The 12,512-nt window shown below is 72.3% G+C and carries 9 protein-coding genes; 4 read left to right on the forward strand and 5 right to left on the reverse strand.

The window, feature by feature from the left end; all coding sequences use genetic code 11:
* Positions 1–298: 298 nt before the first annotated feature.
* Complete coding sequence (locus WMF34_RS05760) at positions 299–1,726, forward strand: hypothetical protein (RefSeq protein ID WP_437992658.1); 1,428 nt, start codon at positions 299–301, stop codon at positions 1,724–1,726.
* 130 nt (positions 1,727–1,856) lie between these two features.
* Positions 1,857–2,105, forward strand: a complete 249-nt coding sequence (locus WMF34_RS05765) for a hypothetical protein (RefSeq protein ID WP_044964103.1) — start codon at positions 1,857–1,859, stop codon at positions 2,103–2,105.
* On the opposite strand, the gene WMF34_RS05770 is transcribed toward WMF34_RS05765, so the two are convergent.
* The 5 genes from WMF34_RS05770 to WMF34_RS05790 all read right to left on the reverse strand — a co-directional run bounded on the left by WMF34_RS05770 (position 2,096) and on the right by WMF34_RS05790 (position 8,868).
* Entirely contained in the window at positions 2,096–3,373 is a 1,278-nt protein-coding gene (locus tag WMF34_RS05770) for a guanine deaminase (protein ID WP_437992659.1), read from the reverse strand. The two genes, WMF34_RS05765 and WMF34_RS05770, sit on opposite strands and share 10 nt — an antisense overlap.
* Positions 3,370–3,978, reverse strand: a complete 609-nt coding sequence (locus tag WMF34_RS05775; protein ID WP_012233728.1) for an SH3 domain-containing protein — start codon at positions 3,976–3,978, stop codon at positions 3,370–3,372. The genes WMF34_RS05770 and WMF34_RS05775 overlap by 4 nt, the downstream gene beginning before the upstream one ends.
* 91 nt (positions 3,979–4,069) lie before the next feature.
* The gene (locus WMF34_RS05780; protein ID WP_012233729.1) at positions 4,070–5,161 is read right to left on the reverse strand and encodes a formylglycine-generating enzyme family protein; all 1,092 of its coding nucleotides are present in this window, start codon (positions 5,159–5,161) and stop codon (positions 4,070–4,072) included.
* Between the two features lie 18 nt (positions 5,162–5,179).
* On the reverse strand, positions 5,180–7,426 hold the full coding sequence (locus WMF34_RS05785) for a sulfatase-like hydrolase/transferase (protein WP_437992660.1): 2,247 nt from the start codon (positions 7,424–7,426) through the stop codon (positions 5,180–5,182).
* Positions 7,427–7,926: 500 nt separating this feature from the next.
* On the reverse strand, positions 7,927–8,868 hold the full coding sequence (locus WMF34_RS05790) for a hypothetical protein (RefSeq protein WP_437992661.1): 942 nt from the start codon (positions 8,866–8,868) through the stop codon (positions 7,927–7,929).
* A gap of 279 nt (positions 8,869–9,147) precedes the next feature.
* Here WMF34_RS05790 and WMF34_RS05795 point away from each other — a divergent pair, with 279 nt between their 5' ends.
* On the forward strand, positions 9,148–11,175 hold the full coding sequence (locus WMF34_RS05795) for a choice-of-anchor D domain-containing protein (protein ID WP_437992662.1): 2,028 nt from the start codon (positions 9,148–9,150) through the stop codon (positions 11,173–11,175).
* On the forward strand, positions 11,172–12,074 hold the full coding sequence (locus WMF34_RS05800; RefSeq protein WP_437992663.1) for a hypothetical protein: 903 nt from the start codon (positions 11,172–11,174) through the stop codon (positions 12,072–12,074). Before WMF34_RS05795 ends, WMF34_RS05800 begins: the two co-directional genes overlap by 4 nt.
* The last annotated feature ends 438 nt before the right edge of the window (positions 12,075–12,512 follow it).

Here is a 12,512-nt window from a genome sequence, read left to right on the forward strand (position 1 = left end):
ATTCACGTCGCCGAGCGGCCGAGGGGAGACGTCAGGATGGCTGTGCGCCGCGCTCGCTGCGTGTACCCGAGGGTGGTCTCGCAGGCTGCCCCGGGGCCGCCTCGTCGTGCGGCGCTCCGGTTCACCCGCCCTCGGCCATGTCCTCGCTCCTTTGGTGAGCCTGTCCCAGAGGGCGAGTCGAACGGTCGTGGACAAGGTACCTTGACCGACAACGGTGGTCGGTTGTCTACCTCATGTCGGTCTGGATTATTTCATGCCGATCGCGTCCACTGGGACGTGAGTCTGGTAACATCGGTCGTTGCGCATTGTCGCGTTCCCCAATCTGGAGGTCATTTTGAAGCTCTCGACGAAGACGCTTGTTGGGCTGGTTGGTCTGGGTTTGCTTGCGGCGGCGGCAGCCATCGGTGGGTGCTCCGGCGGGGGTGGTGAGGCGAACCCCGGCAATAGCGGCTCTGGAAGCGGCAGCGGCAGCGGCGGCAGCGGCAGCAGCGGCGAGACGTCCGGGAGCGGGCTCGGGGACGGCGGTGGGTTCGATGTCGACGCGGGGCCCGTGGACAGGGACGCGTCGCTCAATGGCGATACGGCGTGCGTCGCGACCCGATTGCAGGCCGATTACCAGCAGCGCCCGGCCGACATCATCTTCATCATCGACAACTCGGAGAGCATGAAGGACGAGATCAACAGCGTCCAGCGGAACATCAACCAGAACTTCGCCTCGATCATCGCGGCGAACAAGGTCGATTTCCGCGTCATCATGCTCTCGAGGCACGGCAGCTCGGACGTGGAGCAGTCGGTCTGCATCGAGGCGCCGCTCGGCAGCGGGAGCTGCTCGCCGGTCCCGTCGGCCCCGAACACCAATCCGCCGCACTTCTACCAGTACAACCTGGATATCAGCAGCCTCGACTCGCTCTGCATGGCGATCGACACGCTGAACGGCGCGATCCAGCCCAGGGGAGAGACCGCGTCGCCCGGATGGTCGCAGTGGCTGCGCGAGGAATCGCTCAAGGTGTTCGTCGAGATCACGGATGACGGCGTCGACTGCACGACCAAGTCGCTCGGCGCGAGCAAGACGCTCGTCGACGAGGGGGCTGACATCAAGCTTTACGACCTCGACGACGATGAGCCGGCGAACAGGAACGTCGCCGGCGGCACCCTCTCGGCAGAGACCTTCGACGCGGCCCTCACGGCGGTCGCGCCGCAGTTCTTCGGCTCGAAGGACGCGCGCAACTACAAGTTCTTCAGCTTCGTGGGCATCAAGGAGAACGACCCAATCACCGCCCCCTGGCCGCCGGAGGCGCCAGCCACCTGGGAGCAGTGCCGGCCAGACTCGGTCGATCCCGGGACGACCTATCAGGTCCTCAGCGTCATGACCGGCGGGCTGAGATACCCGATCCAGCAGCACGCCACCTACGATGCCGTGTTCCAGGCCATCGCAGACAGCGTGGTCTCGGGCGCCAAGCTGTCGTGCGAGATCGAGGTGCCCAAGGCGCCGGACGGGCACTCGATCGACCTGAAGACGGTGCAGATCGAGTTCACGCCGAGCGACGGCGGGCAGAAGAAGACCTTCTCCCAGGTGAAGAGCCTCGAGGAGTGCGCCGGGGCGTCCTCGTCCTTCTACATCGAGGAGGGGCACATCAGGCTGTGCGAGGACACGTGCGCCCTGGCGGCGCAGGACAACACCGCGGGCATGGAGCTGCTCTACGGCTGTTCGGTCAACCCGAACTGAGCGAGGAGGCGCTCCCGGGCGCGACACCCCGGGAGCGCCGCCATGGCGGGGCGTCCGGCCGAGCGAGCGCTCCCCCTGGAGGGATCGCGGGAGCCAGGCGCCCGCGCCTGCTACCCTGCGCGAGAGGCAGATGCGGGTCGATGTGGCGTGCCGTGCCGGCCACGGCGGGAGCGAAGAGCCCGAGACGGTCACCCTGGGGGAGCGCCGCGTGCGGGTGACGGAGATCCTCGACCGGTGGCCCGGGGGCGATCACCTCTACTTCAAGGTGCGCGGGGACGACGGCGCACGGTACATCCTGCGGCGAGACTTCGAGATCCTCGTCTGGGAGCTCGAGGTCTATGAGGCCGCCGAGGACGAGAGGGGGACCGGTCAGGGGTAGACTGGCCGGCCGCGCACGAACGCGCGTTGGACGGTCGCGACGGTCGCGTCGGACGCGAAGACGAGGTGGTTCAGCGTCTCGGCCTCGCCGAGCACGTGCTCGGGGAAACGCACGGCGATGAAGTCCGCCTCCTTGCCGGCGTCGAGGCTGCCGACGACGCGGCCGAGGCCCACGGCGTCGGCGGTGCCCTGCGTGGCCATGACGAAGAGATCCGCCGGGGTCAGGCGGTCGCCGAGGCAGAGGGCGTTGTCGAAGGCGCTCGACATGCCGCGGCGCATGTCGAAGCTGCGGCCAGCGCCGACGTCGCTGCCCAGCCCGACCGGGACCGCGCGCGCGCGCGCGTCGGCGAGGCGCATGCGGCCGCTGCCCAGGAAGAAGTTCGAGTCGGGGCAGTGGACGACCGAGGAGCCCGTCTCCGCGAGGCGGTCCCACTCGCGCGGCGAGAGGTGAATTGCATGCGCGAGCAGGGCGCGCCCGGTGAGCAGGCCGACGCGGTCGTAGACGTCGACGTAGTCGCGCGCCCAGGGGTGCGCGCGCAAGGTGGCCTCGCCCTCGGCCGGGTTCTCGGCGACGTGCGTCTGCACGAGGAGGCCGTGATCGCGGGCGAGCCGCGCGGCCGCCTCCATCAAGGGACGGGAGCAGCTCGGGGCAAAGCGGGGGGTGATCGCGAACTCGAGGAGGCCGCCGCCCTCGCTGTGCCAGCGCTGCACGAGATCGCGGGCGGCGGGGATGGCCTCGTCGTGGGGGACGCGGAGCGCCTCCGGGCAGCTCTGGTCCATGAGCGTGAGGCCGGCGATGCCGCGCAAGCCGGCGGCCGAGAGGGCGCGGAACAGCCGGTCGGTCGCGCCGGCGCACGAGCTGGAGAAGACGACGCAGGTGGTCGTGCCCGACGCGAGCAGCCGACCCGTGAACTCGCCGGCGACGCGCGTGGCATAGGCCTCGTCGCGGAAGCGGGCCTCCTCGGGGAAGACCGACCGCTCGAGCCAGTCGAGCAGCGGGCCGCTGGCGCTGCCGATGATGCGCGTCTGCGGGAAATGGACGTGCGCGTCGATGAAGCCCGGCATCAACACCGCGGGCCGCAGGTCGAGCACCGGCCCGCGGAACGCGCCCGGGGCGAACGGCGCTGCCTGGGCGATCCGACCGTCGCTGCCGACCACGAGCAGCGCGTCGTCGATGAATCGGACCGGAGCGCCGTCCGGCGACGCGGGGATCGGGGTGAGCAGGCGACCGCGGTAGGCGCGCGGCGACTCCAGCGGTCGCGCGCTCATCGGATGGCGATCTCGCTCCGGCGGGCCCAGCCCATGAGCAGCTCGCCCCCGCCGTTCTTCATGACGAGGGCCCACGCGCCCGACTCGCGCACGATCATCACGATCTCGCCCGCGGCGATGGCGCCGACCCGGGCGCCGTCCGCCCGCGGCTCGTCGAGCAGCGTGATGCCGCGCGAGGCGATGCCCGCCTGGAGGCGCGCGGGCCCGCCCGGGTCGTCCTCGTCGTCGAAGGCAGGGCCGTCGTCGTGAGGGGATGGCCGCTCGTCGGAGCCTGGATCGTCGTCGAACGGGAAACGAGGATGGACCTGCGCGCGCCGGTCCGCCGGGGAGCGCCCATCGAGGAGGTGCGCGAACCGGCCAGCGCTCTGCATCGGCGAGCGATCGCCGGCGACCGCCCGGAACACGACCGGCGCCGCCGGGAGCAGCACGACGGCGGCGGCGGCGAGGAGCACGAGCCCGGTCAGCCGATCGAGCCGGCGCGCGCGCGGCAGGGCTGGCGCGGCGCCCGGCGGCTCCGCCCGGGCAGCGAGGCGCGTGCCGGCGTGCTCGGCGCGCACGTCGCGGGGGCCAGGCGAGGCGCCCTGTCCGGCGGGGGGGTGGTCCATCAGCGCAGAGGATACGCGCTGCGGCGAGCGCGGTCGACTGCGCGGCGGCGCGAGCTCCGATGACGCTCGACCCGCCGCGCCGGCGAGCGCGTCAGCGGAGCTCGCGCGGCAGCGGGGCGGCGGCAGGATCGCCGGAGACGTCGCGCTCCGCGGGGACGCCGATCGTGGCGCCGTGGTCCGCGCAGCAGCGGAAGCCCTGCTGGTAGAACATGTGGTTCTCGTCGTGCGAGCGGGTCGAGGGGCGGCAGCGCGTGCGGACAGGGCCCCAGTAGCCGCCCTTCAGGATGGAGGGGCGCTCGCCCTCGCGGACGGAACGGGTCCACTCATCGATGTTGCCGGTCATGTCGTAGACGCCGAAGGGGCTCCGGCAGCGGGGCTGGACGCCCGCCGCCATGCCCTGCCAGAGCCGGTCCATCTCGGCCATGGCCGCGGGGCCGCCGCGCGGGCGCAGCGCGGTCTCGATGTACGGGCGCCATGCCTGATCGACGACGCAGGCTTCAGGCTCGCGGACGTAGCCGTAGGGGTAGGGGCGCGCCTCCTCGCCCTCGCAGGCGAACGTCCACTCGGCCTCGTCGCAGAGGCGCTTGCCCTCCTCGGCGCAGAGCTCGCTCGCCTCGTAGAACGAGACGAGGATGAACGGATAGACGCCCTTCTGGTTGGGGTACTCGTAGCGATCCATGCAGAAGTGCATCGGCTTCGTGTCGAGGTCCTTCGACATCGAGAGCCACTTCTCGCGATCGAACTCCGCGCACCGCTCGGGGTAGTCCCTGCTGATCCAGTGCTTGCAGGTGGTCCGCTGCATCTCGTCGATGGAGCGCAGGTCGCCCTGGGCCTTCGGGGCGGGGTCGAGCTTCATGAGGCCGGAGACCTCGACCATGCCCGTCGGGCAGGTGCCGCGGGTGCCCTCGATCTGGTCGGTGGCCTCGCGCGACTCGGCGGGCGACGAGGCGATCTGCCAGTGGCGATCGCGCACGAGGCGCCACTCGAACCGGAGGCGCCGCGGCAGCGAGCCCGTGATGGCGCCCGCGCCGAGCGTCAGCGGCACCGACGGCGCCTCCGCGAGCCGCACCACGAGCAGCGCGAGCGAGGCGAGGCCCAGCGCGAAGCCGACGGCGACGGCGGCGCGCAGCGCCCTCGCGCGGGGGGGCGCGGGCTTCCGCGTCGAAGGGGCGAATCGGTGCATGATCCCTCGCAGTAAACTCTACTGCGAGGGAGACTCGAAGGCAGACAACTTTTCGCGGAGCCGCCCGAGGTCGGCCTCGAAGCGCCGCTCGCCGGACAGGTCACGGGTCTCCCGGGGATCGCTCCCGAGATCGAAGAGGAGCACCCGGTCCTGTCTCTTCCGCTTCCGCTCGATCACGAGGAGCTTGAGCTGCCCGTCGATGACCGCGGCGCGGCGGGCGGTGCGGGCGAACACCGGTCCTCGGGGCGCGCGCTCGGCGCCCGTGGCGATCGCGGCCAGGGAGGCGCCTTCGACGGCCGTGGCCTCCGCGCCGCCGACGTCGAGGACGGTGGGCGCGATGTCGACCGTGCTCACCGGGTGCGGGTAGCGGCCCGGCGCGGCGCCGGGGAGGGCGATGACGAGGGGGACGCGGATCGCCTCCTCGTAGAGCTCGACGCCGTGCCCGACGGGGCCGTGCTCGCCGAGGCCCTCGCCCTGCGAGCCGTGGACGATGATCGCCGTGCGGCCGGCGCGGGGGCCCCTCGCCACGGCGTCGAGCAGGGCGCCGAGCTGCCGGTCGACGTAGGCGATCTCGCCGTCGTAGGCGGCGGTCCTGCCGGCGCCGAAGCGGATGCCGGGGTGGGCGAGGTAGCGCTCGTGGGCGTCGAAGAGGTGGAGCCAGAGGAAGATCGGCTGGGTGCGCTGGGCATAGCCCTCGAGGAGCGCGATGGCCTTCTCGACCGCGAGGTGGCCTGTCGCCTCGCGCTCCGGGTGGGCGTCGCCGTAGACGGTCTCGAAGCGGTCGAACCCTTGATCGAAGCCGCGCTCCTGGCTGATCCACGTGAACGAGCTGACCGCGGCGGTGAGGTAGCCGGCGCGCTTCATGCGCTCCGCGAGGGTGTCGTTCTCGGGCAGCAGCGTGGGCCACTCGCGGCGGTCGCGCGCCGCTCGGTTGAGGCGGCGGCCGGTGACGAGCGGCGAGATGGCCCGCTGCGTCTCGCTCGAGACGGCGTAGGCGCGCTCGAACAGCACGCCGCGGGCCGCGAGCTCGGCGAGCCGCGGGCTGGTGTCGCGGCCGTAGCCGTAGGCCGACGTGTGGTCGGCGCGGACCGTGTCGAGCGTGACGAGGAGGACGTCGGGGCGCGCCGGCGCGGCGGCGGGCGCGGGGGACGCAGGCGTGGTCCCGGCGGGGGCGATGGTCTTCGTCAGGACGGCCGGGACGACCGCGCCGCCCTCGTCGCGCGCGGCGGGCGTGGAGGCGGCGCGCACGTGCGCGGCCGTCGTGGCGCCGGCAGGAGCGGCCGGCGGGGCGCCGGAAGCGGCGGCAGGCGGGGCGGCGGCGGCAGCGGTCGTCTGCGCGCCGGCAGGCGAGCCCGCGACGGCCCTGGCGGGCAGGGGGGCGGCGCCCTCGTGGGCCACGTCGCTGCAGTCCTGATCGATGCCGTCGCCCGGCGTTTCCGGTGCGCCGTGGTACCTGGTGGGATCGCCCTCGTCGCAGTCGAGGCCGCCGAAGTGCGAGCCCATCCCGTCGCCGTCGCGGTCGGTCCACTGCTCGAGCGCGCTGAAGAGGGTAGCCGCGAGCCCGCCGCCGGCGCGCACGGCCTGGCCGAGCGGGGGGAACGACTCGATCCGGGCGGTCGCGGTCATGAGGACCAGGGCGGCGAGCGGGACGCCCGCGATTCCGGCGACGCGGCCGACGGCCGCGCCGAGGTCGACGCTCGAGACGAGCGCGGTCGCCACGAGCGCGATGGCGCCGTCGACGATGGCGGCGCGCACGGCGGCCCCGGGGTCGCCTGTCGTGCTGGCCGCGTGGGCGGCGAGCGGAGCGAACGCGGCGACGAGGGGCACGACGCCGATGGCCGTGCCGGCGACGGCGAGGAGCCACGGCCTCACGCCGCGGGCGGCGAGGCGATCGCCGAGCGCGACGAGGCGCTGGGTGACGAGCGCCGCGGCCGCGACGCCGGCGAGGCCGAGGACGCCGAAGGTCGCGCCGGCGAGGCCTCGGTGGTGGGTCGTCGCCTTGAGGAGGGCGGCGAGCGCGGCCAGCACCGGGAAGGCGACGCCGATCCAGAGCGCGACGCGGAGGACGGCGAGCCGCTCGCCGCCCGCGCCGACGATGCCGCGGAAGCCGCGGCCGGCCGCGCGCGAGAGGATGAGCGCGAGCGTGACGAGCGGGAGCAGGACGGCGGTCCCGACGAGGAGCCCGTCGAGGAAGGACGCGCCGGCGCGGGCGGTGCGGAGCGCGGTCGGCACGGCGGAGAGCGAGGCGACGCCGAGACCGAGCACGCAGGCCTCGCCGAGGCGGGTCGTCCAGGCGCTGCGGCGCGGCGGCGGAGGGGCCGACCGCCCCGGCGGGGGGACGGATCGCCCCGGCGGCGCGCTCTGCCGGGCGGGCGGGCCGCTCTGCGATCGCGGCGGGACGCTGTCATGAGAGCCGGCGGCGCTCGGCGGCGGCGGGGGACCTGGTTCGGCGGTGATCATGGGCACGCAGGGGGGGAGGGCCGCGCGGGCGCCTCGCGAGGGCCTGTCGCGCCTGGCCGCGAGGTCGTGCGCCCTGGAGAACGGGGCCTACCATCGGTGTACCGGGCCGCAAAGTATCCTGCGGGAGCGGACGAGCCGGGGGCGCCGGGTCAGGGGGCGGGAACCGGGCCTCGAGGGCGCCTTTCGTGTAGGCCGGGCGGCGCGGAAGGCGTCGCGCTGGAGGCACCCAAGCGGCCGCAGCCGAGCTTCGATGGATGGAGCCTACATGGGCTGATGCGGATAGGGCGGGCGACTCTGGGTGAGGCTCACGACCGGCGCGCTGGCTCGGCGAGCCAGCGGACCAGCGCGTCGCCCTCGAGCTCGAGCAGCGTGTCCTCGACCTCGCCCGGACCGAGCGCGCGCGCCCGATCGAGGATCGAGCGCTCCTCCTCGGTGGTGGGTCGCCGCCCGACCCGCCGCGCGAAGAGGCGGCCGAGCAACTCGGCGATCGCCTCCTCACGGCCCTTCAACTGTCCCCTCTGCTCTGCCTTCTGCTCGGCCTCGATGATCATCTCGCCGATGATCGGCGTGCGCCGGAGCAGCCCTTCCTCCATGTCCTCCACCATCGTGACGAGCTCCTTTTGCAGATTGTGCCCCCAGGGGTCGATGGTCGCCAGTACCAGGAACGCCGTGTACAGCTCCGCCCGCTCCTCGCCGGTCACCGTCCGCGCGTGAATCTGAGCGATGACCTCCCGCATCGCCTTCGCGGTCGCGTCCCTGGCGAGCGGCGCGAACGCCAGCCACAGCACGCTGCCGCGTGCTCGGAGCTCGGCGACCGTGCGTTGATAGACCGCGTCGATGCGGAAGTGCGTACCGCTGAATCGCCGTTCCGGCCAGGCCGTTCGGAGCACGCCGGTCACAGGCAAGCGCCGCCTGCCGCCGGAAAGGACCACGGCGACGCTCTCGATGGGCGGCACCGGCTCGCAGGGCGCTTCGATGCGCAGCGCGGCGAAGAGGAAGCCGAGGTACTCGAAGACCTGAGCCGGAACCTCGTCGCGCAGCGCGAAGCAGAACTCGACGTGCAGCACGCGCGGCGTGCCGTCGATGCGAAGGCGCAGCGCTTTGTCCAGGCGACGTTCGAGCTTGGTGACCTGGGTATCGATCCAGCCAAGGACCTCGACGGAGCGGCCTTTCGGGGTGAAGGCGCGCGCAAGCTCTTCGGGGCGCCTCCGGGCGATATGGCGTAATGTGATGTCGGCATCTCCCATGCAACACGCCTTGCGCAGGGAGCGTGCCAGGGTGTGGCGGGCCAAAAGTGACGGCATCCTCGCGTGTCTCGTGCGCTGCGGGTGTGGCGGCGCCATGGCGGATCGCCGCCCCGCGTCCGGCGGGACGGCGCAGCGGCGGACACCGTCGGAGATGTGCGCCGGCGCCGCCGCGACCCCGGTTCTCCTTGCCCAGGCCCCCCCGGCGACTTGTATCGTCGCAAAGACGCTGCCCTTGCTTCACCAGCCGCCCTGTCCTTCATCCCCTCCAAGGAGCTCTTCATGACGCTGCTGCGACGTCGCGCCTCCGTCTCCGCGCTGATCTTGCTCGCCTTGTCCGCCTGCGGAGGCGACGATGCGGTGAGCGAGACAGGGCTGTCGTGCGGTCCAGGCACGAAGGCCGCCGGCGGCGTGTGCGTGCCTTCGGCGACGAGCCCCGGTGTCGTCTGCGGCGAGGGCACCGAGGACGTCGACGGCGCGTGCGTGCCTTCGGCGACGAGCCCCGGTGTCGTCTGCGGCGAGGGCACCGAGGACGTCGAGGGGGAATGCGTCCCGACCGCGCTCCAGTCCGGGCATTTCCTGAGCCCGCTGGTGCAGCTCCAGAGCTTGCACGAGGTCGGGAGCCACACGGATGAGGTCCGCGTCCGCGACGATGACTTGCTCCTCAATTGCAGCTACACATTCAACGTCATCGATGCGGAGGACCCCGCCGACATGGAGGTGCTCGCGGGGGGGCTCAAGCACACCATCCCCGGCGACACCCGCACGCCGGGCTGCAAGCACCTCGCGTGGGACGATGATCTCGTCTTCACCACCCACCTCGGCAACATCCGGAACCCGGCGTTCCTGAGCGGCTGGGACATCAGCGATCCCGAGGCCCCGGTACAGCTCCCCGTCCTGCAGGAGGAGGGGATCAGCTACGAGGGAGTCGACGTCGCGAACCACAACATCTTCGTGGGGCTTCACGGAGATGGCCTCGGCGTCTACCGCTACGACGGCGCGGTCGGGTTCACGCGGGTCGGCCGCCTGGGTGGATTCACCAATGCGTGGGGGGTCGCGGCGCGCGACAACCATGTCTTCGTCGCCGACGGCGTGGACGGGCTCGTCACGGTCGACGCGACGGACCCGACGGCGCCGGTGGAGCTCGGGCGCGTGGCGACCGGCGGCCAGGCGAAGGGCGTCGTCGTGGACGGCGACTTCGCTTATGTGGCGGCGGGCTCTGCGGGCGTCGCCGTCGTCGACATCTCCGACCTCGCGCGCCCTGTCGTCGTCGGTCGCGCCGAGATGCCCGGGACTCCGCTCCGCCTGGCCTACTCCGATCGCCGCCTCTTCGTCGCCGCGTGGAACGACGTGCGCGTGTACGACGTGTCCGCGCCCGCCGCCCCGACCTTCATCGCGGCCGTGCGCATCCCGAGGGCGTTCGAGTACGACGATCCGGATCGCGAGCTCCCCACGATGCGCACCTTCGGCGTCGCCGCCCGGGGTCAGGACGTGTTCATCGGCACCTGGGAGAACCCGTATTCCTACCGCCTCGAGCCGGACCGCCTCGCGCCCAACATCCGTCTCCCGGAATCCGCCGCGCGGATCGATTTCGGCCCGGTCGCGGTGGGGGACACGAAGACGCTCCCGCTCGAGGTCACGAACCAGGGGACGGCGCCGCTCACGCTGGTGGACAACTGGGTCAGCGGCTCGGCGTTCAGCGTCGAGCCGCGCCAGGCCCGGATCGCGCCCGGCGAGACGATCGAGCTCAACGTGACGTACCTCGCCTCGGCGACGGACCAGGAGATCGGCTATCTCCACATCGCCTCGGACGACCCCGCGGCCCCGGTGCGGAAGAGCTATCTCGTCGGCAACGCGCCCGGCGTGAGCGTCGGGGCGCCCCTGCCCGCGACCACGGGCACGATGCTGGACGGCACGACATGGACCTCGGAGGAGTCGGCAGGGGGCGTGCTTCTGCTCACCTACTTTGCCACCTTCTGTCCAGTTTGCGCCAACCACCTGCCGGACACCGAGGAGCGGTTCTGGCTGAAGTACAAGGACCAAGGCCTGCAGATCGTCGCCCTCAACCCGAGGGAGCCGGTCGATCAGATCGGCCAGGTGCAGGCGTATTGCGACAACATCAAGGTCAGCTTCCCGGTCGGGCTCGAGGAGACCGCGAGCACCTACGCCGCCGTGACCTCCAATTTCCCCGGCCCCAACCCGTTCCCGGTCGACGTGATCGTCGGCAAGGACGGCATCGTCCGGTACGCCAGCCACGAGTACGACCCCGACGCCATGACGGCGGTCATCGAGCAGGCGCTGGCCGAATGATGAAGCGCACCCTGCTCCTGGTGGTCGCGCTGATGGCGTCCGCTTGCGACGGAGGCGGCGGCTCGACCAGCGGGGCGGGGGACGCCGGCGGCGGCGCAGCGACCGGCGGCGGCGCAGGAGGCGGCGACGCAGCGACCAGCGACGGTGGTGGCGGCGGCGCGGCGGGAGGCGGCGGCGCGGCGGGCGGCTCCGGCGGCGGCGGCGCCCCGGCGGGTCTGGGCGTGACCGGCGTGCTCGCGGACGAGGCGGGACAGCCCATCGGCGGAGCCACCGTGCTGTTTTGCAATACAGCGGTCTGTTACTCGGACCGATCGAGGGCGGATGGTCGCTTCACCTTTCGTTGCGACGCGGAGCCGCCGGTCGACTTCGTGGTGAAGTCGATGGAGGACGCGGGAACGACGCCGCGCCGGGGAACGACCATGTTCCCGCTGCGCTTCACCGACGCGGTCACCGTCGACGCGGGATCGCTCTTCGTGCCGCACCTGCCCGCGGGCGCCGTCCTTGGGCCGAACAGCGACGATCCGCAGGTCCTGGAGGTCGGCGACGGCCTCCAGCTCACCGTGAACCGCGCCGCGCTCGCGACGCCGCTCGGCGAGGCCCTCCACGACATCGCGGCCCGGAGGATCCCGCCGGAGCGCGTGCCACCGCTCTCGGATCTCGGCGGGGAGGAGATCGTGGCGGTCTACGCGCTCTACCCGTTCGCGACGACCAGCGACTCGCCCGTCGGGGTCCAGGCCCCCTCGGACCTGGCGCCAGGGACGCCCGTGAGGTTCCGGACCATGAGCGAGTACGACGGCAAGCTCTCGGCGCCGGTTGCCGGTGAGGCAGACGGCTCGGTCATCAGGACGTCGCCCGGCTCCGGGATCGACGAGCTGACCTGGCTCGTGATCTCCAGGTAATGCGTGTGCGCTCTCCCGGGCTTCTCCTCGAGCCAGCCACCCAACGATCTCTTTTATGCGATCTTCCGCGCCTTCTATCTCGTCGGTCACATGACCGATGTGCCGATGTGATGGGGCGGCTCGAGGCGCGCGCGGAACCCGCTTGACGCTCGTCGCGCCCGCAAGCTATGTTCCCCGCATGCCCCGCGCGCTCCCCGCGTCCTGCGCTCGCCGCTGTTCCGAGGCCTTCGTCCTCGGCGGCGCGTCGTGCTCGGCCGTCGAGGTGGGTTCGTGCGTGGCAGGGCTGCGCTGGTGGCGCTGGTGCTCTACCAAGGCGGGCCCTTACCACGGGTAACGCGCCTCCCTGCGGGGAGGACGACCTGAAGGAAAGAAGAAAGAGGGCCCGCCGAACAACGGTGGGCCTTTTCGCTTTTGTCCGCTATGCAGGGCGCCGCAGCG

Origin of the sequence: Sorangium sp. So ce145 (assembly GCF_051525985.1) — a bacterium.
GTDB classification, from domain to species: Bacteria; Myxococcota_A; Polyangia; order Polyangiales; family Polyangiaceae; genus Sorangium; species Sorangium cellulosum_B.

What these genes read in the sequence shown, in the direction of transcription:
- WMF34_RS05765 (WP_044964103.1), top strand. Translation starts at nt 1,857, where the DNA reads ATGCGGGTCGATGTGGCGTGCCGTGCCGGCCACGGCGGGAGCGAAGAG.
- WMF34_RS05770 (WP_437992659.1), bottom strand. Translation starts at nt 3,373, where the DNA reads ATGAGCGCGCGACCGCTGGAGTCGCCGCGCGCCTACCGCGGTCGCCTG.
- WMF34_RS05775 (WP_012233728.1), bottom strand. Translation starts at nt 3,978, where the DNA reads ATGGACCACCCCCCCGCCGGACAGGGCGCCTCGCCTGGCCCCCGCGAC.
- WMF34_RS05780 (WP_012233729.1), bottom strand. Translation starts at nt 5,161, where the DNA reads ATGCACCGATTCGCCCCTTCGACGCGGAAGCCCGCGCCCCCCCGCGCG.
- WMF34_RS05790 (WP_437992661.1), bottom strand. Translation starts at nt 8,868, where the DNA reads ATGGGAGATGCCGACATCACATTACGCCATATCGCCCGGAGGCGCCCC.
- WMF34_RS05795 (WP_437992662.1), top strand. Translation starts at nt 9,148, where the DNA reads ATGACGCTGCTGCGACGTCGCGCCTCCGTCTCCGCGCTGATCTTGCTC.
- WMF34_RS05800 (WP_437992663.1), top strand. Translation starts at nt 11,172, where the DNA reads ATGATGAAGCGCACCCTGCTCCTGGTGGTCGCGCTGATGGCGTCCGCT.